Raw genomic sequence first — 19834 nt, 5'->3', positions numbered from 1 at the left:
TGAACACCTTGTAGGCACAACGACGGGCTGGCGAATGCAGGACAAGAGGGCGGGCTTTGTGGGCCTGGGGTTGATGGGCTTACCCATGGCAACGAACGCCATCAGCAAGGGGTGGCCGGTCCTGGGCTGGAACAGGTCGCCGGGGCCGCTCCGTGAGCTCCAGCGGCTTGGCGGGGAAACCCTGGTCCGGGTGGCCGACATGCGCGACCTGCCGGTAATCATCTTTATGCTGCCGGACCTTCCGCACATCGAGGAGGCCGCCGCCGGCCTGCTCGAGAGCTGGGAACGCCGGCCACCGGCCACCGGGACCACCGTCCTGGTCATGAGCAGCGTCTCGCCCACCCGCGTCCAGGACTTCGGGCGCCGGGTAACAACCCTGACCTCCGGCAACGCGCAGGTGGTCGACGCCCCCGTCAGCGGCGGAACAAAGGGAGCAGTGGATGGCACCCTGGCCATCATGGCAGGTGGAAGCGAAGCGGCCTTCCGCAATGTTGAACCCTTGCTGCAGTCCATGGGCACCACCGTGCGGCACCTGGGCCCGCTGGGTGCCGGATCGCTCGCCAAAGCATGCAACCAACTCGTGGTCGGAACCACGACGGCGGCGCTCGCCGAGGCGGCTGAGCTCGCCGGGCGTTCCGGGCTCGATCCTGCAGCGCTCTTCGAGGTGCTCGCCGGCGGCCTGGCCGGAAGCCGGGTCCTGGACGTCGTGGGACCGCGGCTGGTCAGCAAGGACTACACGCCCACAGGGCCTGCCAAGTTTATGCACAAGGACCTTTCCTTCGTCCTGGAAGCAGCCCGCGCGGCAGGAACGGCTGTCCCCATGGCGACGGCCGGCGTCGAACTTTACGCGGAACTCAAGCGTCAGGGCCTCGGCGAGCAGGACCTCGCCGCAGTGCGCCAGGCCATCTCCCGGCTCAGCCAGGCAACTCCGGAAGCCGCGGCGGAAGGATCAGTTGCACCATGAGTTCACTTTTTGACCTGACGGGCCGGGTTGCGCTGGTCACCGGTTCGAGCCGCGGGATTGGCTGCGCGCTGGCAAGGGCACTGGCCGACGCCGGTGCAACAGTGGTGCTGAACGGTGTTAATGAGGAGCGGCTGAAGTCCGCCGCGGCGGCGATGGCTGCCGGCTTCGCGCCGGGCCGCGTTCACAGTGTTGCGTTTGATGTCACCAGCGATGCTGAGGCTGCCCGCGGCATTGCCTGGGTGGAGGAGCATGTTGGCCCGCTGGAGATCCTGGTGAACAACGCCGGGATCCAGCACCGGGTGCCGATGCTGGACCTGGACGTGAAGGACTGGGAGCGGGTGACCCCGGCCAACCGGTGGGGGACCGTGCAGGACCTCGCCGGACCGGCCGTGTGGCTGGCTTCCAGCGGTTCTGACTTCGTGAACGGGCAGACCATTTTTATCGACGGCGGAATGACGGTGGTGGTCTAAGGGGACCATGCCCGCCGTCAGTGGCGCACCGGAATGAAAACCCTTGGCTGCTCGGTCCACGTATCCGACATCTGGGACATGGTCCGGCGCATGATCCGGTCCGAGGCGTCCCGTGCCGCGGCAGAGTCGCCCCTGGAGATGGCTTCCGCAACATCCACGTGCCATTGCAGGGCGGCCTCGTGGGGATGGTCGGGCATCAGGCCGTGTACGGTACGGCCGGTCAGGGTTTCGGCAACCTGGCCCATCAGGTTGGCGAACATCTCATTACCGGACCCGGAGAGCAGCAGGGAATGGAACTGGATATCCAGCTCCAGGAAGCGTGGCACCTCACCGTTGTGTCCGGCGTCGCGCATGGCATAGGCCACGTCCACCAGCTCAAGGCGCAGCGGCGCCGGTGCGTTTTGGGCCGCCAGTTCCGCAGCCGCGGGCTCGACGGCGGCACGCAGCTCTGCCAGTGAGCGCAGCTGGGCGCCGCGGGCGTCACTGGCGAGGCGCCACCGGATCACCTGCGGATCAAAAGGGTTCCAGCGGCTGGGCGGCAGCACCCGGATGCCCACCCGTTTGGTGGTTTCCACCAGGCCCAAGGACTGCAGAACCCGGACCGCCTCCCGGATCACCGACCGCGAGACCTTCAGTTCAACCTCCAGCTGCTCCGCCAGCATAACGTGGCCTGCGGGCAGGTTGCCCGAGACGATCCGGGTGCCAAGATTCTCGATGGCACGGTGGTGCAGGCTGGTGGTCATGGTGCTAAGCCTAGTGGGACCAGGTATCCGGACTCCCTTTTATGCTGGACGCCCAGTGACACAAAGGGTTCCAATAGGTGGCGTTACTTTCCTGTTACCGGCCGAATATATATGCTTTATTCAGACCCTAGGTCTGCAACCGTGCTTCCGCGCAAAGGGAGCCACTGCACATCCATCGCACAGTATGAATTGGAGTTTTGATGTCTGCACACATCGGTGTCACCGGCCTTGCGGTGATGGGTGCCAACCTGGCCCGCAACCTCGCGCGGAACGGCTTCACGGTCGCACTGCACAACAGGTCAGTGGAGAAGACCGACGCCCTGCTCGAACGGTACGGCTCCGAGGGTGACTTCGTCCGCACCGAAACCCTGCAGGAACTCGTGGACTCCCTGGAGAAGCCGCGCCGCGTCCTGATCATGGTCAAGGCCGGCAAGCCGGTTGACTCCGTGATCGAACAGCTCGAGCCGTTGCTCGAACCTGGCGACATCATCATTGATGCCGGCAACTCCCACTACGAGGACACCCGCCGCCGTGAAGCAGCCCTGGCCAAGAAGGACCTGCACTTCGTGGGCGTTGGTGTTTCCGGTGGGGAAGAAGGCGCACTGAACGGCCCGTCCATCATGCCCGGCGGCTCCAGGGAGTCCTACAAGGCCCTGGGCCCGATGCTGGAAAGGATCGCCGCCAAGGTTGACGGCGAGCCGTGCTGCGCGTGGGTGGGAACTGACGGCGCCGGCCACTTCGTGAAGATGGTCCACAACGGCATCGAATACGCGGACATGCAGGTGATCGGCGAAGCTTTCGACCTGCTGCGCTCCGGCGCCGCCATCGAACCGGCCGAGCAGGCCAGGATCTTCTCCGAGTGGAACAAGGGTGAACTTTCCTCGTTCCTGATCGAGATCACCTCCGAGGTCCTGGGACACGTCGACGCAAAAACCGGCAAGCCCTTCGTGGACGTGGTGGTGGACGCCGCGGGCCAGAAGGGCACCGGCCGCTGGACAGTCATCTCGGCCCTGGAACTCGGCTCCCCGGTTTCCGGCATCGCCGAATCCGTCTTCGCCCGTGCACTGTCCTCCCAGACCGGCCAGCGCAAGCTGGCCCAGGAACTTCTGGCCGGCAACGAAGCCTCCGTGGAAATCCCGGAGACCTTCATCGAGGATGTCCGCCAGGCGTTGTACGCTTCCAAGCTGGTTTCCTACGCCCAGGGCCTGGACATGCTGACGTCGGCATCCAAGGAATACGGCTGGGACCTCAAGCTCGATGAAATCGCATCGCTGTGGCGTGCGGGCTGCATCATCCGCGCCGAACTGCTCAAAGACATCACCAAGGCCTACGCTGCCGATGAGAAGCCCGCGAACCTGCTGTTCGCCCCGACCTTTACCAAGGCCATCGCAGAGGCACTTCCGGCCTGGCGCCGTGTTGTTGCCACCGCCGTCCAGCTGGGCATTCCGGTTCCGGTGTTCTCCTCGTCGCTGGCATACTACGACGGCCTGCGCCGCAAGCGCGTTGCCGCTGCCCTGATCCAGGGCCAGCGCGACCTCTTCGGCGCCCACACCTACGGCCGTGTTGACGCCGAGGGCACGTTCCACACCCTCTGGGGCGAGGACAAGTCCGAGATTGAAGCAGTGGACACGCACTAGGGCTTGACCCGCAGCAGCAACGGCCGGCGCCCCGCGGGTTCATCCGCGGGGCGCCGGCCGTTTCCGTGTGCTGCCACCACACCAGGGGCATAACAAAGCCCGGGACCACCGCCACATGGGCGGCAATCCCGGGCCAATGCCCGGACACCGGAGGCTGAGCCTAGATCCGGTATTCGATGTCGTATTCAGCCGGGTCCACGGCAGGCTTGGTTTCCCGCTGGGCGTCCCGGTGACGCCACTTGGCAGGGATGCCGGTGACGATGGATTCCGGCGGTGCGTCCTTGACCACCACGGCGTTGGCGCCCACAGCGCTGTCACGTCCGATGGTGATTGGCCCCAGCACCTTGGCGCCGGCACCGATGGTCACCCGGTCTCCGATGGTGGGGTGCCGTTTGATCTTGGCCAGGGAACGGCCGCCGAGCGTGACGCCGTGGTAGATCATCACGTCTTCGCCGATCTCGGCGGTCTCCCCAATCACCACCCCCATGCCGTGGTCGATAAAGAACCTGCGGCCGATCGTGGCACCGGGATGGATCTCTATCCCGGTGAGGAAGCGGCCCAGCTGGGAGATCAGCCGCGCCGGAAAACGCAGGCCGGGGGTCTGCCACAGGCGGTGCGTCACCCTGTGGATCCAGATGGCATGCAGGCCGGAATAAGCGAAAAAGTTCTCAAAAGAACCTCGAGCCGCCGGGTCGTGGGACCGGGCGGCGTCGAGGTCTTCCTTCAGTCTTGCGAAAAAGCCCACAAAGTTCTTTCTACAGGAAACGGGCGGACGGCGGTTCTCATCAGCCGCGGATATCGTCATAGAGCACGGTGGAGATGTAACGCTCGCCGAAGTCGCAGACCACTGCAACGATCAGCTTGCCCGCGTTCTCCGGGCGCTTGGCCAGTTCCAGGGCGCCCCAGACAATGGCACCGGAGGAAATGCCGCCCAGGATGCCTTCCCTGACGCCGAGATCACGGGCTACGCGGACTGAGTCCTCCAGGGTGGCGTCCAGGACTTCGTCGTAGACGTTGGTGTCCAGGATTTCGGGCACGAAGTTCGCGCCGATGCCTTGGATCTTGTGCGGGCCGGGTGCGCCGCCGTTGAGGATGGCGGAGTCCTTGGGCTCGACGGCCACGATCTGCACGCCGGGCTTGCGTTCCTTCAAGACCTGTCCGACGCCGGTGACGGTTCCGCCGGTGCCGACGCCGGCAACGAAGATGTCCACGGCGCCGTCGGTGTCGGCCCAGATTTCCTCAGCCGTGGTGTTGCGGTGGATCTCCGGGTTGGCCTCGTTGGCGAACTGCTGGGCCCAGATGGAGTTCTCGGTGTTGGCCACAATTTCCTGGGCCTTCTCGACAGCGCCGCGCATTCCCTCGGAACCCGGGGTCAGGACGATCTCGGCACCAAAGGCGCGAAGCATCACACGGCGCTCCGTGGACATGGTCTCCGGCATGGTGAGGATGACTTTGTAGCCCCGGGCGGCGCCCACCATGGCCAGGGCGATGCCGGTGTTGCCGGACGTACCTTCAACGATGGTTCCGCCGGGCTTCAGGGCGCCGGACTTCTCAGCGGCGTCCACGATGGCCACGCCGATGCGGTCCTTCACGCTGTTGGCCGGGTTGTAGAACTCGAGCTTGACGGCCACGGTGGCCCCCAGGCCTTCGCTGAGCCGGTTGAGCTTAACCAGCGGGGTGCCGCCGACCAGCTGCGTCACATCGTCATAAATCCGTGCCATGTAGATACGCCTATCTAGTAAGGGGTGAATACTGAGGTCAGCCTAACGAGGCCGCGTAACACCCCGCTAAGCGTTAAGCCACGCAGAGTAATATTTCCTCGCCTTTGCGAGCTTGGGGTTGATGATCACCTGGCAGTACCCCTGTTCCGGATGCTTTGCGTAGTAGTTCTGGTGGAATTCCTCGGCGACATAAAACCGGGGGAGACGCACCACTTCGGTGACGATGGGATGAGCCCACAACGCCTGGTTCCGTTCGATGGCCTCCTCGAACAGGACCTTCTCCTCGGTGGTTTCGTAGAACATGGACGAGCGGTACTGCGTTCCCACGTCGTACCCCTGCCGGTTGAGCGTTGTGGGGTCGTGCAGGGCAAAGAACATGTCCAGGATGACCTCCGCCGGGATGACATCTTCATCGAAGGTTACAGCCACCACCTCGGCGTGTCCGGTGGTGCCGTTGCAGACAGAGTAGTAGTCCGGGTTCGGATCGTGGCCCCCGGTGTAGCCGGACACTACGGAGCTGACGCCCTTGGTCTTCTGGTAAACAGCGTCAAGGCACCAAAAGCAGCCTCCGCCTAAAACGAAAGTTTTCATGACCTCTTCAATGGTTTGCGGCGCCGGATGATTCCCGCCTGTCCTGCGGCAACGCTTCAAAGGCGCTTCCCGGACGGCGCGATGGGGTAAAACTAAGACTATGGAACCTGTGGACACCGACGTTACCGGCCCGGAGAAACACGACGGCGAAAATCACGACGACGGTGCCCCCTCCGGCGAGGAGGCAACGGTTGAGCAGCCCCAGGCTCCCACGCTGGGTGAGCTTCTCCTGGCGGTGGAGGAACTGTGGCCGGAATCCCTGGCGGAGGACTGGGACGTGGTGGGCCTGGTGGCAGGGCACCCCTCCACTCCGGTGACCCGGGTGATGTTTGCCGTGGATCCCACCCTCGAGGTCATCGACGAAGCCGTGGCATGGGGTGCCGAACTGCTGATCACCCACCATCCGCTGCTGCTTAAGGGTGTCACCACTGTGGCAGCCACCACTCCGAAGGGAAGGGCCGTCCACCGGCTCATCGAGTCGGGAACCGCCCTTCTGACCGTACACACCAACGGTGATTCCGCCGTCGGCGGTGTTTCCGATGTCCTCGCGGACGCCCTCGGCCTCCAGGACGTCGCCCCGCTCACCGTCGCCGCGAACGGGCTCCCGGAAGAGGGGATCGGCCGCGTCGGCGACCTCGCGGACGCCATGACGCTGGGTGACTTTGCCGCCCGTGTCTTTGGCATCCTGCCCTCTGTGGCCGGGGGAGTGCGTGTCTCCGGGGACAAAGACGGCCTGGTGCGGCGGATTGCCGTCTGCGGCGGCGCGGGAGATTCGCTGTTTGATCAGGTGCGCGCCAGCAACGCCGATGTCTACGTCACTGCGGACCTGCGCCACCACCCCGCCTCGGAGGCCCGGGAGGCGGCCCTAAACGGCCGTCCGTACTTGGTGGACGTCTCGCATTTCGCCAGCGAGTGGCTGTGGCTGCCCGCCGCGGCGGCGGCGCTGGGCAACGTCCTCGCCGACCAGGGCCACGAGGTGGAAATCCAGGTCAGCACCACCAACAGCGATCCCTGGGACTTCATTCTGACTCCGGGCTAGGGGAGGCAGAAGCAGGGGAGTGGGCCAGGCGCTAGAGTCTAGGAAGCGCCGGTACGGTGCCCGGCTCCTGCCGGCAGGGAACAATCGGAGGTAACAGTGGCGAAGGCAGCACCGGCGGAACAGTTGAAGTTGCTTGAGCTGCAGGCGCTGGACGCCCGGCTCAAGTCGCTTTCAAACCGCCGCCGCACACTGGAGAACGATCCCCGGATCAAGGATCTGGAAGCCGCCCTTTCCGTGGCCAACGGTGAGCTGGGCGCCGCCAAGGTGGCTGTGCACGACGCCGAGGCCGAACTGAAGCGAGCCGAGGCGGACGTGGAGCAGGTTGCCTCCCGGATCGAGCGGGACGAGGCCAGGCTCAACAGCGGCACTGGCTTGTCCAAGGACCTCGTTGCCCTGCAAAAGGACATCGCATCCCTTAACAAACGCCGCTCGGACCTTGAGGACGTGGAACTTGAAGTCCTTGAGCGGCTTGACTCACTGCGCGCCAAACGGGCGGCCCAGCAGGCCATCGTGGACGACATCCAGGGGTCCTTCGGGGGGATCCGGACTGAACTCGATGCTGAGCTGGCTGAGGTGGAGGCGGAAGCCGGAGGCCTGCGCACCCGTCGGGCCGAATTCGCCGCCGGAATCGACGCGGGAATGCTGGCCATCTACGAAAAGACCCTGGCCAAGCGTGGTGTTGGCGCTGCCCGGCTGTTCCACGGCACGTCCGAGGCTTCGGGAATGAAGCTGAGCCCCGGCGACCTCGCCGAGATCAAGGCCGCCGCGGCCGACGACATCGTCTTCTGCCCGGACTCCGGCGCCATCCTGGTCCGCTCGGAGGAATGGGGCTGACCCAACCGGGTAGCGCCAAGTGACCCTTTAGAGGGTCAAACGACACCTGGTGCTGCCTGCTTGGGAGCAGTCAGCCCGGCAGGATGATGTTCAGCGCGTGCGGCTTCCGCGCTGAACCTTCCACCAGTTCGGCTTCCCATTTGTCGCGGGCGGCCTTCAGCAGGTCCGACGGCGTCGCAGGCGTTTTGCCCCGCCGCGCCAGCAGGTGCCGGGCCAGCTCACCGCGTGTGTGCTTGGCAAAGTGGCTCACCACCTTCCGGACCCCGTTGGCCTCGGTAAAAACATTCACGGTGACGGTCTGTGCCGCCGGCGGAGCCCACGCGGCCGCGTAAGTACTGGAACGGCAGTCCACCAGCAGGTGCCCGGCCACAGACTCAGCCAGCGCCTCCGAAAGTTGCGGCTTCCAGAATGAGGCGAGGCGGCCGACGTCGGGCAGTCCAGTCCCCATGGACAGGCGGTAGGCGGGAACGCTGTCGCTGAAGCGCAGGGCGCCCCACAGCGCCGAAATCACCAGCACGGACTCGTCGGCCTTGCGCCGCTGCGCCGGCGTCAGCGTCCTGTAGCCCAAAGCGTCATAAAGTACCCCGGAATAGATCTGGTGCGCCGGGGCGGCAGGTTCCACATGCAGACGGGTGTTCCGGTCGACGTCGTCCTTCAACGACGCGCCGACGCCCAGCAGGGCGAGGGCATCCTCGTGTGCGCTCACAGTACCGAGGGCGTCGAGCACTTTGGCCCGGTAAGTATTGAGCTGGGGGAAGCTGAGGGAAGGCCAGTCGACGGCGGATCCCCGGACCGCGGGTGTCTTGCCTTCGGAAGGGGGCAGCAGAATCAGCACCGTCCGATCCTACCGGCGCAGGGAAAGCAATCCGTCGCCGGTAGACTGTAACCGGATGGGTTGACCAGGCGGCCGCGCGTCACGCAAGTGGCTCGAGGAACGTCCGGGCTCCGCAGGGCAGGGTGGTGGGTAACGCCCACTCGGGGTAACCCGCAGGCCAGTGCCACAGAAAACAGACCGCCTGGGTCGCGCCGGTTTTGAAAGCGGCACGAAACAGGTAAGGGTGAAACGGTGGTGTAAGAGACCACCAGCTTCCCGGGTGACCGGGAAGGCTAGGTAAACCCCACCCGGAGCAAGGCCAGACAGGACACGTTTGAGGGCTGCCCGCCCGAGTGTCCGGGTAGGCCGCTGGAGGGCGCCGGCAACGGCGTTCGTAGATGGATGGCCGCTACTCCCGCACCGGCAACGGGGCGGGAACACAGAACCCGGCGTATCGGTCAACCCATCCACCCAGTCCGGTTTGACCTTGGACGCTGTGTTGGGGATGCTGAACCGTGCCCGCGAATACTGATGGACAATCCGCCCCCCGGTCCACATGGCGGCGCCTCCCGTCAACTGGGAGGCAAGTGTCCGCCCTGGCCGGGTTTCTGGCCATTTCCTATGCCGTGTGCATGCTGGCCTCGATCCCGATCATCCTGCATTCAGGCGGCTGGTTTGCCACCGCGGCCCGGGCGCCGTGGATGCCGTCCGGGGTGGTGTTCCGGATGGTGTGGACAGCGCTGTATGCCTGCATTGGCGTATCGGCCTGGCTGGTGTGGCGCAGGGGAGCGCTGGGAGGCCGTGTCCTGGGGTACTACGGGCTGCAAATGATGCTGAACCTGGCGTGGCCGTTTGTGTTCTTCGCCATGTTCCCTGTGCTCGGGTCCGTTGCCCTGTGGCTGGGCTTCGCCATCATCTGCGCACTGGCTTGCATCCTGGCCGTGCTGATTCTCCGGGTCGGCCCGGTCCATGCCTTGGCCGGGCTGCTGGTGCTGCCCTACTTTTCCTGGCTCATCTTTTCCGCCAGCCTCAACCTTTATATGGCCCTTCACAACTGATCCGGCCGCGGCGCCTGCCCTGTGTGAGTGATTTCACGCAGTCCGGGCCTTTCCCGGACAGTGCGCCAAATTAGAATAGACACAGGACGTAGGAGTTCTTCCGCCGGAGTTGCGTTCGCAGCCGGCGGTTTTTCTTTGACCACGATCCAGGCGCCTGGGGGCCGAACCCCGCAGGCGCCGGCGCCCCTGGACACCATCAGGTGGCCGACATCCGTGTACGAGGACGTACGCGGTGAACCAAGGAAGGTATTTCTGTGAGCCAGACGTCAGATTCTTGTCTTGATACGTGGATGGGCCGGGAGGCCCTCGCCGAGGCCATGATTCCGGTGATCGGCCGGCTGTACCGCGAAAACAACGTGGTGACCAGCATCCATGGCCGGAGCCTGATCAACAAGTCCACCATGAACATCCTTAAGGCGCACCGCTTTGCGCGCAGGATGAGCAAGGACGAACTGCTGTTGGAGGAGACCGCTCCCCTCCTGAACACCCTGGCCCAGCTGGAGCTCGGCGCGGCGGCGATCGATATCGCCCGGCTGAACCAGAAGTTCAAGGAAGAGGGCGGCGGCGCCACCCTGGAGGAATTCCTCCGCGAAGAGCTGGCCGAGATCGTGGGCAAGCGCGGCGGCGATGACCGCACCAGCACCGACGTTGTGCTCTACGGCTTTGGCCGCATCGGCCGGCTCCTGGCCCGCCTCCTGATCGAAAAGGCAGGCGGCGGCCACGGACTGCGGCTGCGTGCCATCGTAGTGCGCAGGGGTTCGGACAACGACCTCTCCAAGCGTGCCAGCCTGCTGCGCCGCGACTCGGTCCACGGCTCCTTCGAGGGCACCATCCGCATCGATGAGGCCGCCAACACCATCACCGCCAACGGCGTCCAGGTGCAGGTCATCTACTCGAACGACCCCGCCACCATCGACTACACCGCCTACGGCATCAGCAACGCCCTGCTGGTGGACAACACCGGCCGCTGGCGCGACGCCGAAGGCCTGTCCCAGCACCTGCAGAGCAAGGGCGTGGCACGGGTGCTGCTGACCGCGCCGGGCAAGGGCGACCTGAAGAACATCGTCCACGGCATCAACCACCGCAGCATCGAGGACACGGACCAGATTGTGTCCGCGGCGTCCTGCACCACCAACGCCATCACTCCGGTCCTGAAGGCCATCAACGACAAGTTCGGTGTCATCCACGGCCACGTCGAGACCGTCCACTCCTTCACCAACGACCAGAACCTGATCGACAACTTCCACAAGGGCGACCGCCGCGGCCGCTCGGCAGCCCTGAACATGGTGATCACCGAGACAGGCGCAGCCAAGGCCGTTGCGAAGGCCCTGCCGGAACTGCTGGGCAAGCTCACCGGCAGCTCCATCCGCGTCCCCACCCCCGATGTTTCGCTGGCCATCCTGAACCTGAGCCTGGAGAACGGGACCACCAAGGACGAGGTCAACAACTACCTGCGGGAGATGTCCCTGCACTCGGACCTGCGCAAGCAGATCGATTACATCGACTCGCCCGAAGTGGTTTCCACCGACTTCGTCGGTTCCCGCCGCGCCGGCATCGTGGACGGCCTCGCCACCGTGTCCACCGACAAGAACCTGGTGCTCTACGTCTGGTACGACAACGAGTTCGGCTACAGCTGCCAGGTGGTCCGGGTCATGGAGGAAATGGCTGGCGTCAACCCGCCGTCTTTCCCCGCCAAGGAATCAGCAGCAGCCCTGGCAGCCATCTCCGTCTGATCCACCCGCCGGGGTTCCCCCGGAATTCCCGGCTGATTCGCTGGAATCAGCCGGGAATCGGGACCACACTTGTGCCATGGAAAAAGAAACCACGATCCAGCACGAAACCACCCTGGAACACGCCCTCGATGTGGCCAGGGCCAACCACAAGGAAGCCGTACGGCTGCTTGAAGCCGCCCGGGCGGCCCACGCATCCGGCGACGTCAGTGCGGACAGGGTGCGCCAGCTTGAGGAACTCCTGGCCATTGCCGAGGAGGATCTTCGGCGGGTGACGCGGGAACAATAGCCGCCGCCCCATGTAACTCTTCACTTGCCCTGCACAGTGTGGATATCGCGGGGGATGCCAGGCGGGTGCCCTAGGCTCGTCTGGTGCATGACGTTACCGGAGGGGCAGGAGCCCCGTGACCGTGAGCTGGTCCGCCTACCGGCGTGCCCGCCGCCGTTCCGGGCAAGCGTGGGCAGTCCTGGCCGTGGCGGCCGTCTCGGTCCTTGCTGCCCTGTTCTGGTTCTTTACCGACGGGCAGTTCGCCGCGGCGGAGCCCGCCGCCTCCGGGCCCACGGAGGCGCCGGTCTTCGATCCGGCCTGGATGAAACCGGTAGTGCCGGTGCACCCAGTGCCCGGGGGCACCGCCATCGCCGCACTGGACGGCCTGGCCGTGAAGGGACGGGCGGCCAAGGACAACTACAACCGGGAAGCCTTTGGCCAGGCCTGGAAGGACGTTGACCGGAACGGCTGCGACACACGCAATGACATCCTGCGGCGGGACCTGGCCGGCGTGCTGTTCGTCGAAGGCTCCAAGTGCCGGGTTGCGGCAGGCTCTTTCCAGGAGCCCTACACCGGGCAGTTCGTGGATTTTCAGCGCGGCTCCGAAAGCAGCCGTGCCGTCCAGATTGACCACGTGGTAGCGCTTGGGGACGCCTGGCAAAAGGGTGCCCAGGGGCTTACTGCCGCGCAGCGGCAAGGCCTCGCCAACGATCCGCTGAACCTCATCGCCGCCGACGGTCCGGCGAACCAGCAGAAAAGCGCGGGGGACGCCGCCACCTGGCTGCCCAAAAACAAGTCGATCCGCTGCCACTACGTGGCGCGCCAGATTTCCGTCAAGGCTGCCTACGGCCTCTGGGTCACGGAAGCGGAGAAGGACGCCATGGAACGCGTCCTGGGATCCTGCCCGGAGCAGCGGACGGTGTCAGCCAACTAAACCCAGGCGCCGGAGGCGACGCCCCGACGTCGGGCCTAATGGCCAAACGGGTCAGGGTCCACGCCCGGCATCCATGTCAGCCCGGGAACTCCCCAGCCGCTCTTCTTCGCCAGCTTCAGGGCCTTGCGCGCATAGCGGTCCATCAGGCGGTTGACGTACAGCTTCCCGTCAAGGTGGTCGTACTCATGCTGGATGACCCGGGCGAACCAGCCCGTGGCCTCAAACTTGACCGGCTGGCCAAAACCGTCAAAACCCTCCACCCGCGCCCACTCGGCACGCTTGAGCGGATAGACCCCGCCGGGGAAGGACAGGCAACCCTCCTCTTCCTCGTCGGGATCAGGGACGGCGCCGGAGACCTTTGACAGCGTCAGGACGGGATTTACCAGCACGCCCGTGGGGGGAGCGTCGTCGTCATTGGCGTACTTGTAGACGAAAATCCGCTTCCCGACCCCCACCTGCGGGGCAGCAAGGCCCACACCGTTGGCGGCGTCATTGGTTTCGAACATGTCAGCGATCAGTGTCCGCAGCTCGTCGTCGAAGACCTCAACTTCGGAAGCCCGGCGGTGCAGTACAGGCTCTCCCCAGATGGTGATTGGCAGAACAGTCATCTCGCGGTCCTTACGGCGGTATCGAAGTGCAGAAGCAATTTTATGCAAAACAAAGGAGGCCGCACCGGATATCCGATACGGCCTCCTTGATGGAGGGTGAGCTACGGGGGTTGAACCCGCGACCTCCTGGACCACAACCAGGCGCTCTGCCAACTGAGCTAAGCCCACCATGCGCCCTGCAGATCTACCGGCTGACCGGCTCTCTGGAAAGGCAACTCAAATAGCTTACCTGCTCTTCAGGGGTGCTTCGTCCACTTTTGCCCATTTCACCAAAATTTCCGGCAAACGTGGCGCAGATTACGTTTCCGGCTGCTGCCCGTCCGCGGAAGCGGTGATGCGTTTGGCGATCTGCTGGGCGGTGGCGCTGTCCGGGCCGGGTGAGGGCACAAAGACCGCTTCCCGGTAGTAGCGCAGTTCGTCGATGGAGTCCTTGATGTCCCCCAGGGCCCGGTGGCCGCCCTTTTTCGCCGGCGACTGGAAATAGGCCCGGGCGAACCAGCGGCGGGAGAGTTCCTTGATGGTGCTGACGTCGATCACCCGGTAGTGCAGGTGGTCCACCACGGCCGGCATGTCGCGCGACAGGAAGACGCGGTCCGTCCCCACGGAGTTGCCGCCCAAGGGGGCCTTGCGTGGGTCCGGAACCCACTTGGAGATGTATTCCATAACGGCCGCCTCGGCCTCCGCCATGGTGGTGCCGTGGGGGAGTTCCTTGAGCAGGCCGGATTTGGTGTGCATGTCCCGGACGAAGTCGTTCATCTGGGCGAGGGCAGCGTCATCCGGTTTGATCACGACGTCAACGCCGTCGCCGAGGATGTTCAGTTCCGAGTCGGTGACCAGTGCGGCGACCTCGATCAGGGCATCGTTCTTGATGTCCAGGCCGGTCATTTCACAGTCGATCCAGACGATTCGTTCGTTAGATATAGGCACCGGACAAGCCTACCGTTACACCCCCGGACCGCCTGCCGGTGCTAGGATTTCGGGTACGCGGCGGGACAACTTGCTGTCGTTGTAACCCGCCTGCGCCGGCCATCCCGCCCGCCGGGCAGAATCGCGCAAACGCAAGAGATTGGACCATCCTGAGATGACGGCGCCTGTGCCTGCAGCGGGGGAACTGGCGGCCGCGGACTCTGCTGCAGCAGCCGGGGCCGACGTCGATAATCCCCGCTCTCCGCTCCTGGCCGGATTCGCGGGCTCGCTGTTTATGCTCATCGGATCCCTCGGCGTGGGCTGGCTTGCCCCCGTTTCCGAGTTGCGCAGGATGCCGCTGTTCATCTGGATGCGGGCCGAGGCGGCCGGCGTTGCCCTGTCCATCATCCTGCTCGCGGTGGGCGGGATGCTCCTGGTCCGCGCCTGGCTGCGGCTGGGCCAGCACATCAGGGTCTGGGGAGACCAGGCCCGCCAGGCCACCTTGATGGCAGTGGTGGCCTGGGGCCTGCCCATGATGTTCAGCGTCCCGCTGTTCAGCCGGGACGTGTACGCCTACATCGGGCAGGGCCGCCTGATGGTGGAAGGCTTCAACCCTTACGAGAACGGTATTTCGGCGCTGTCGAACTACTTCCAGCTGGGTGCGGACAAGATGTGGACCGAGGCCCCCGTACCCTATGGCCAGCTGTTCCTGTGGATCGAACAGTTCGTGGTGTGGTCCACCAACGTCCAGCCGGAGGCCAGCGTGATGCTGTTCCGGCTGGTGGCGCTGGCCGGAGTGGTTCTGTGCGTGATTTATGTGCCCAAGCTCGCCGAACTGCACGGAGTGAACCCGAACCGGGCATTGTGGCTGACGGCGGCCAACCCGCTGTTCCTCACCAACTTCATCGCCAGCGTCCACAACGACGCCCTCATGATCGGACTGGCCCTGGCCGGCCTCTACTACTCGGCCACCCGGCGCGTGGTCCGGGGCATTGTCCTGGTGACGCTCTCCATCGCCGTCAAGCCCATCACCATTGTGTTCCTGCCCTTCATTGGTCTCCTCTGGGCAGGGAAGAACGCAGGATGGCTTCGGAAGTTTGCCTTCTGGGGCCTGACGGCAGGCTTGAGCCTGGGGCTCCTGGCGGTGATGAGCCTGGTGAACGGCTTCGGTTTTGGCTGGATCAACGGGCTCTCCGCTCCGGGCAGCATCTTCATCTGGTACGCGCCGGTGGGGCTGATCGGCATGGTGGTGGCCTCGCTGGCCAATGCGTTCGGGGTGGACGGGTGGGTCCTCGCCGATTGGGTGTTCGACGCCGGGAAGCTGCTGGCCGTGGGCATCGTCGCCTGGCAGATCTTCCGCGGTGAGCACGACCGCCTCATCCGGCGCCTCACCCTGGCGTTTGCGGCGATCGTGGTGCTGGCCCCCATGATCCAGTCCTGGTATGTGGTGTGGCTTATTCCACTGTTCGCCGTGACAGGCATCCGCAATGACTGGCAGGTCAAGGCCCTGTACTTCGTAGTCTCGTTCTTTATGATTTATGCCATTTCGGACCAGCTGGAAGTCTTCCCGTACCTCCAGACGGCGGACCTGGGGCTGGCCCTTGCCCTGGCGCGTGTTGCCGCTGCCGTCACGGGGCTGCTGTTTGGCCTTTACCTGATTTTCTGGGACCCCCGCACCCGCAGCCTCTTCCGTAAGACCGGTGAACCGGTCCTCGAGCGGCCGGTCATTTAGCCAGGTTTTTCAGTGCCTCGCGGCGGGACAGCGGGCTGATGCAGTCCTGGTGTGCGGCCACAAAGTCCGCCACCCAGTCCGGTGCCGTTTTGGCGTACTCCCGCAGCGACCAGCCAATGGCTTTCCGGATGAAGAATTCGCGGTCAGCCAGGTTCGCTTCGATGACGCGGCGGAGCAGCTCCGGATCGGTGTTGGCTTTAGCCTTGAGCTGTGCGGTGAGGGAAGCGCGCCGGATCCAGAAATCCGGATCCGTGCTCCAGGCCAGGATGACGGCGGTCATGTAGGGCCGGTGGGCCTGCAGCAACGTACAGATGCGGCCGGCAACACCATCGGCGAAGTCCCACCACGCACCCTGGCGGATGATTTCCTCGTAGACCGGGAGCATCTCCAGATCCGTGGCCACCAGCCTGCCTGCGGTCAGGTCGATGGCGGCATACCGTTCCTCCCGGAATCCCGCAGCGCGCCAGAGTTCCAGGGCGGTGGCCCGGACCTGCTCCGCCGAGCCGAAGGGATGGCGGGCAACCGCCGCCGCAGCCAGTCGGCGCACCTCGGGTACCCGGACCCCTAGCGAGGGGAGCGTGGATTTCATGTACGCCTGCGCCCCGGCCGCCCGGGCCGGATCCGCCAGTCCGTGGAGCCCGCTGCGGATGGCCTCAAGGAGTTCCCGGTTCACCATCCTGCAACTTTAGCCATGGGGCGACCGCGGGACGGCCCGCCGGCGAATAAAACGCAGCTTTTCGCGCTACGATGTTTAGCGCTAACAATTCGAGATAGTTCACTGGAGGATTTCCATGCCGGGTACTGAGTACAGCATCGCCAGCGGCCACTACACCGCGGTGATCACGGCGCGGGGAGGGGCCCTCCGGGAACTCCGCCACGAGGGCCGGGACCTGGTGGTGGGCTTTGGCGCGGACGGGGAGATTCCTGACTATCGCGGAGTCATCTGCGCGCCGTGGCCCAACCGCCTTGCCGACGGCACCTACACGTACGCCGGCCGTGCATTCGAGGCGGACATCAATGAACCGGAGCGGGGATCGGCGCTGCATGGCCTGGCGATCGGGCGCCTCTGGGAAGTGCAGCAGGTTTCCAGTGACGAGGTGGTCCTGGTTTGCCGGATAGCTGCCGGCCCGGGATATCCGGGGGAGCTGGACCTTTCCGTCGCGTACAGGCTGACGGAGGACGGCCTGACCAGCACGGTGCGGACTGTGAACACCGGTACCGCAACTGCGCCGTATGGTGTTTGTCCCCACCCCTACCTGGTGGCGGGTCCGTCCGGACTGGATGAATGGTCGCTGGAGCTGCCGGCTTCGGAGTTCCTTGAGGTGACGGAGGACCGGTTGCTTCCCGTGGGTATGCGGAGCGTTGACCGGCACGGGTTCGACTTCAGGAGCCCCCGCCGGCTGGGCCAGGTCAGGATCGACCACGCATTCACCGGCATCATCCGCGGGACGGACGGGCGGGCACGTGTCCGCGTCCAGGATCCTGTGGGAACCGGTGTTGAGCTGGAATGGGGCCGCGAGTGGCCCTGGGTCCAGATCCACACGGCGGACAAGCCGGTGGGGCCGGACCGGCTCGGCCTGGCAGTTGAGCCGATGACCTGCCCGCCGGACGCCTTCAACTCCGGAACTGACCTGGTCCACCTGCAGCCTGGCCAGGCGCACTGCGCTGAATGGACCATCCGGGCGCTTGGCTAGCCCAAGAGCCGTCCAGGCCAGGAAACCGTCCGGGCCAGGAAATCGTCCGGGACGGAAAGCCTTCCGGGTCAGGAAGCCGTCCAACCCGCCCGGTCAAGCCAGCCGGCACAGAGGGTGGGCCATTGGTCGGCACCGGGCTGTTCCCCGGCCAGCCCCAGCCCGTGCCGGCCCTCGGGAAAGACGTGGAGTTCGGCGGACACCCCGGCGTTGAGCAGGGCCGCGGTGTAGGCCAGGCTGTGGCTGACCGGAACGGCTGCATCGTCGGCCGTGTGCCAGACAAATGCCGGCGGGGTTTCCGCCGTGACCCGCAGCTCAGCGGACAGTTCGGCCAGGAGGTCCGCCGACGGCGACGGGCCAACAAGGTTGTCCACGGAGCCCTGGTGGACGGCCTGGGTATAGGACACTACCGGGTAGCACAGCACCGTCAGGTCCGGGACTGCGCCGGGGACGTCGAGTGCGGCGTTGCCGGTGGCCACTGCCGTGGCGAGGGTGGCCGCGAGGTGTCCGCCCGCGGAAAACCCGAGCGCGCCGACGCGACGGGGATCAACAGCCAGGCGGTGCGCGCCGCCGCGGACCTTAAGCATTGCCTGTTTTGCATCCTCGAGGGGCGCCGGGTGCCGGTCGGGGGCTACCCGGTACCGCAGCACGAAAGCGTGGATTCCCAGCCCGGCCAGCCATTCAGCCACGGGCTCGGCCTCATGGTCTGCCTGGTGGCCATAGCCGCCGCCGGGGAGCACCAGTATGGCGGGCCGCTCCCCGGAGCCCGCACGGGAGGGCACTCCGGTCAGCTGCAACGCCACCCTCAGGTGGCCGTTTCGGTACTGCGCCGCAGCGTGACCTCGCCGGAAATTCGCTGCTGCCGCCCGGCGTCGTGCCCTTCCTCGGCGGAACCGGCACTCTCTTCGCCGTCCCGGTCAGTGCCGGCCGCGCCGGGAGCCGTGGCGCGGGTGGCCAGGCGCCCGATTTCTTCCAGGGGCAGGCGAACCGTGGAGAGGGCGGGGCGGAAGTCCCGGAGCGTTTCGATGTCGTCAAAACCGGCGATGGTGGCATCGCGCGGAATCCGCAGCCCCTGTTCGCGGAGGGCGGCTGCGGCACCGATGGCCATCACGTCATTGACGGCGAAGATGCACAGCTTTGAGGCGGCAGGCTCATCAGCGGACTCTGCCTGGCCGGCCTTGACCCGGTGGGCGAGCGTGAGGCCTGCCTCGTACCCGCCCGCACGGTTGAAGGAGGTGCGCAGGACTTTGGCGGGTTTGCGCCCCGCGGACGCCAGGCCTTCCTGGAAGCCGCGGATCCGGTCGTCGGAGGTGAACAGTCCTTCCGGTCCGCCGATGATCACAAAATCGCCATCCCACCCGGAGGCGAGCTGGCGCGCCAGTGCCGCGGCGAGCTCCTCGTTGGGCACGGCCACCACATGGTAGCCCTCCGGTGCCGTCGCGCCCACCACCGCGTGGCCCACCACTGCTACCCGGCCGCCGTTGCGGCAGTACCTGTCCAGCTCGGCAGCCAGCTCAGCATTTCCCTCCTGGTTTTCCGGCTGGGCGGAGCGGGAGCCTGCGATCACTATGGAATCAGCGCGGCGCGCGGCGAAAGCGGCAACTGCTTCCTTTTCCTCCGCCGGCGCTCCACCCGTGGTGGCGAGCAGGACCATCCTGCGCTGCTCGCGTGCGGCCTCCTGCACGCCCCTGGCGATGGCGGCGAAGTAGGGGTCCGCGATGTCGTGGACGATCAGGCCGATCAGCCCCGAGCTGGACTTTGCGAGGCCCTGGGCCTGGGCATTGGGGATGTATCCGAGCGAGTCGGCGGCCTGGCGGACCCGGTCGGCAATGTCCGGCCCCGGTTTGCGGGCGGAACCATTGAGGACCCGGCTGGCGGTGGCCGGAGACACCCCGGCCAGCCGCGCCACCTCGGTAAGGGTACTTGCAGCCACAGCGTCTCCTGATCGGCTTTGTAGGGTCATTAAGCGTAACCACATTATGGCAGTTTTCGGGCGGTGCTGGAAAGCGCTTGCCAATATGTCCGGCGGGGTGCATCATGGAGGTAGTGGGAATGCGCTTTCCCGATTCAGCTTGAGTAGAACTGCTCAACTCA

The 19834-nt window shown here is 65.5% G+C and carries 21 protein-coding genes, 1 tRNA gene and 1 other RNA gene; 12 read left to right on the top strand and 11 right to left on the bottom strand.

The window, feature by feature from the left end; translation table 11 throughout:
* The first annotated feature begins 34 nt into the window (after positions 1-34).
* Both BACI348_RS12425 and BACI348_RS12420 read left to right on the top strand, forming a co-directional pair.
* Positions 35-964: an NAD(P)-dependent oxidoreductase gene (locus tag BACI348_RS12425; protein ID WP_159826234.1), complete on the top strand. Its 930-nt coding sequence runs from the start codon at positions 35-37 to the stop codon at positions 962-964.
* Positions 961-1434 carry an SDR family oxidoreductase gene (locus BACI348_RS12420; RefSeq protein WP_159826232.1) on the top strand — a complete coding sequence of 158 codons (474 nt, stop codon included), beginning with the start codon at positions 961-963 and terminating at the stop codon, positions 1432-1434. Before BACI348_RS12425 ends, BACI348_RS12420 begins: the two co-directional genes overlap by 4 nt.
* Before the next feature lie 17 nt (positions 1435-1451).
* Here BACI348_RS12420 and BACI348_RS12415 read toward each other — a convergent pair whose 3' ends face one another.
* Positions 1452-2177: a FadR/GntR family transcriptional regulator gene (locus BACI348_RS12415; RefSeq protein ID WP_159826230.1), complete on the bottom strand. Its 726-nt coding sequence runs from the start codon at positions 2175-2177 to the stop codon at positions 1452-1454.
* Positions 2178-2377: 200 nt separating this feature from the next.
* On the opposite strand from BACI348_RS12415, the gene gnd reads away from it, so the two are divergent.
* Positions 2378-3814: an NADP-dependent phosphogluconate dehydrogenase gene (gene gnd / locus BACI348_RS12410; protein ID WP_159826228.1), complete on the top strand. Its 1437-nt coding sequence runs from the start codon at positions 2378-2380 to the stop codon at positions 3812-3814.
* A gap of 160 nt (positions 3815-3974) precedes the next feature.
* Here gnd and epsC read toward each other — a convergent pair whose 3' ends face one another.
* The 3 genes from epsC to msrA form a co-directional block, all read right to left on the bottom strand.
* Positions 3975-4559: a serine O-acetyltransferase EpsC gene (gene epsC / locus BACI348_RS12405; protein WP_159826226.1), complete on the bottom strand. Its 585-nt coding sequence runs from the start codon at positions 4557-4559 to the stop codon at positions 3975-3977.
* A 40-nt stretch (positions 4560-4599) separates the two neighbouring features.
* Positions 4600-5535 carry a cysteine synthase A gene (cysK, locus tag BACI348_RS12400; RefSeq protein WP_159826224.1) on the bottom strand — a complete coding sequence of 312 codons (936 nt, stop codon included), beginning with the start codon at positions 5533-5535 and terminating at the stop codon, positions 4600-4602.
* Between the two features lie 66 nt (positions 5536-5601).
* Positions 5602-6126, bottom strand: coding sequence for a peptide-methionine (S)-S-oxide reductase MsrA (gene msrA / locus BACI348_RS12395; RefSeq protein WP_159826222.1), 525 nt, complete (start codon positions 6124-6126; stop codon positions 5602-5604).
* 100 nt (positions 6127-6226) lie between these two features.
* On the opposite strand from msrA, the gene BACI348_RS12390 reads away from it, so the two are divergent.
* Positions 6227-7165, top strand: a complete 939-nt coding sequence (locus tag BACI348_RS12390; RefSeq protein WP_442858499.1) for a Nif3-like dinuclear metal center hexameric protein — start codon at positions 6227-6229, stop codon at positions 7163-7165.
* Positions 7166-7261: 96 nt separating this feature from the next.
* The gene (locus BACI348_RS12385; protein WP_159826221.1) at positions 7262-7999 is read left to right on the top strand and encodes a zinc ribbon domain-containing protein; all 738 of its coding nucleotides are present in this window, start codon (positions 7262-7264) and stop codon (positions 7997-7999) included.
* Positions 8000-8069: 70 nt separating this feature from the next.
* Here the strand turns inward: BACI348_RS12385 and BACI348_RS12380 are convergent, their stop codons facing one another.
* Complete coding sequence (locus BACI348_RS12380; protein WP_159826220.1) at positions 8070-8834, bottom strand: YaaA family protein; 765 nt, start codon at positions 8832-8834, stop codon at positions 8070-8072.
* Between the two features lie 56 nt (positions 8835-8890).
* Between BACI348_RS12380 and rnpB the strand changes: the two genes are divergently transcribed.
* The 5 genes from rnpB (at position 8891) to BACI348_RS12355 (ending at position 12803) form a co-directional block, all read left to right on the top strand.
* Positions 8891-9283, top strand: an RNA gene (gene rnpB / locus BACI348_RS12375) — RNase P RNA component class A.
* Between the two features lie 117 nt (positions 9284-9400).
* The gene (locus tag BACI348_RS12370; protein WP_236557547.1) at positions 9401-9871 is read left to right on the top strand and encodes a TspO/MBR family protein; all 471 of its coding nucleotides are present in this window, start codon (positions 9401-9403) and stop codon (positions 9869-9871) included.
* A gap of 254 nt (positions 9872-10125) precedes the next feature.
* Entirely contained in the window at positions 10126-11604 is a 1479-nt protein-coding gene (locus tag BACI348_RS12365; protein WP_159826218.1) for a glyceraldehyde-3-phosphate dehydrogenase, read from the top strand.
* A 76-nt stretch (positions 11605-11680) separates the two neighbouring features.
* On the top strand, positions 11681-11890 hold the full coding sequence (locus tag BACI348_RS12360; protein WP_159826217.1) for a hypothetical protein: 210 nt from the start codon (positions 11681-11683) through the stop codon (positions 11888-11890).
* A 115-nt stretch (positions 11891-12005) separates the two neighbouring features.
* Complete coding sequence (locus BACI348_RS12355) at positions 12006-12803, top strand: HNH endonuclease family protein (protein WP_159826216.1); 798 nt, start codon at positions 12006-12008, stop codon at positions 12801-12803.
* Positions 12804-12838: 35 nt separating this feature from the next.
* Here the strand turns inward: BACI348_RS12355 and def are convergent, their stop codons facing one another.
* The 3 genes from def to orn form a co-directional block, all read right to left on the bottom strand.
* Complete coding sequence (def, locus tag BACI348_RS12350) at positions 12839-13411, bottom strand: peptide deformylase (protein WP_159826215.1); 573 nt, start codon at positions 13409-13411, stop codon at positions 12839-12841.
* Positions 13412-13505: 94 nt separating this feature from the next.
* Positions 13506-13580: transfer RNA gene (locus BACI348_RS12345), tRNA-His, on the bottom strand.
* 128 nt (positions 13581-13708) lie between these two features.
* On the bottom strand, positions 13709-14338 hold the full coding sequence (gene orn, locus BACI348_RS12340; protein ID WP_159826214.1) for an oligoribonuclease: 630 nt from the start codon (positions 14336-14338) through the stop codon (positions 13709-13711).
* 154 nt (positions 14339-14492) lie between these two features.
* Between orn and mptB the strand changes: the two genes are divergently transcribed.
* Entirely contained in the window at positions 14493-16049 is a 1557-nt protein-coding gene (gene mptB / locus BACI348_RS12335; RefSeq protein WP_201298418.1) for a polyprenol phosphomannose-dependent alpha 1,6 mannosyltransferase MptB, read from the top strand.
* Here mptB and BACI348_RS12330 read toward each other — a convergent pair.
* A complete protein-coding gene (locus BACI348_RS12330; protein ID WP_159826212.1) occupies positions 16042-16725 on the bottom strand; it encodes a DNA alkylation repair protein in 684 nt (227 codons plus the stop codon). The genes mptB and BACI348_RS12330 overlap by 8 nt on opposite strands.
* Positions 16726-16840: 115 nt before the next feature.
* Here BACI348_RS12330 and BACI348_RS12325 point away from each other — a divergent pair, with 115 nt between their 5' ends.
* Positions 16841-17743, top strand: coding sequence for an aldose 1-epimerase family protein (locus tag BACI348_RS12325; protein WP_159826210.1), 903 nt, complete (start codon positions 16841-16843; stop codon positions 17741-17743).
* 68 nt (positions 17744-17811) lie between these two features.
* On the opposite strand, the gene BACI348_RS12320 is transcribed toward BACI348_RS12325, so the two are convergent.
* The gene (locus BACI348_RS12320) at positions 17812-18537 is read right to left on the bottom strand and encodes an alpha/beta hydrolase (RefSeq protein WP_236557546.1); all 726 of its coding nucleotides are present in this window, start codon (positions 18535-18537) and stop codon (positions 17812-17814) included.
* 8 nt (positions 18538-18545) lie between these two features.
* Complete coding sequence (locus BACI348_RS12315) at positions 18546-19673, bottom strand: LacI family DNA-binding transcriptional regulator (protein ID WP_159826208.1); 1128 nt, start codon at positions 19671-19673, stop codon at positions 18546-18548.
* Between the last annotated feature and the right edge of the window lie 161 nt (positions 19674-19834).

It is taken from the genome of Arthrobacter sp. 9AX, assembly GCF_902506095.1.
GTDB lineage: Bacteria > Actinomycetota > Actinomycetes > Actinomycetales > Micrococcaceae > Arthrobacter.
Note: the sequence above shows the minus strand (reverse complement) of the source record. Positions and strands in the feature narration are given on the sequence as shown.

Coding starts and splice junctions, on each gene's coding strand:
- BACI348_RS12420 (WP_159826232.1), top strand. CDS start 961: ATGAGTTCACTTTTTGACCTGACGGGCCGGGTTGCGCTGGTCACCGGT.
- gnd (WP_159826228.1), top strand. CDS start 2,378: ATGTCTGCACACATCGGTGTCACCGGCCTTGCGGTGATGGGTGCCAAC.
- msrA (WP_159826222.1), bottom strand. CDS start 6,126: ATGAAAACTTTCGTTTTAGGCGGAGGCTGCTTTTGGTGCCTTGACGCT.
- BACI348_RS12390 (WP_442858499.1), top strand. CDS start 6,227: ATGGAACCTGTGGACACCGACGTTACCGGCCCGGAGAAACACGACGGC.
- BACI348_RS12425 (WP_159826234.1), top strand. CDS start 35: ATGCAGGACAAGAGGGCGGGCTTTGTGGGCCTGGGGTTGATGGGCTTA.
- BACI348_RS12330 (WP_159826212.1), bottom strand. CDS start 16,725: ATGGTGAACCGGGAACTCCTTGAGGCCATCCGCAGCGGGCTCCACGGA.
- BACI348_RS12325 (WP_159826210.1), top strand. CDS start 16,841: ATGCCGGGTACTGAGTACAGCATCGCCAGCGGCCACTACACCGCGGTG.
- def (WP_159826215.1), bottom strand. CDS start 13,411: ATGACTGTTCTGCCAATCACCATCTGGGGAGAGCCTGTACTGCACCGC.
- cysK (WP_159826224.1), bottom strand. CDS start 5,535: ATGGCACGGATTTATGACGATGTGACGCAGCTGGTCGGCGGCACCCCG.
- BACI348_RS12415 (WP_159826230.1), bottom strand. CDS start 2,177: ATGACCACCAGCCTGCACCACCGTGCCATCGAGAATCTTGGCACCCGG.
- mptB (WP_201298418.1), top strand. CDS start 14,493: ATGACGGCGCCTGTGCCTGCAGCGGGGGAACTGGCGGCCGCGGACTCT.
- BACI348_RS12360 (WP_159826217.1), top strand. CDS start 11,681: ATGGAAAAAGAAACCACGATCCAGCACGAAACCACCCTGGAACACGCC.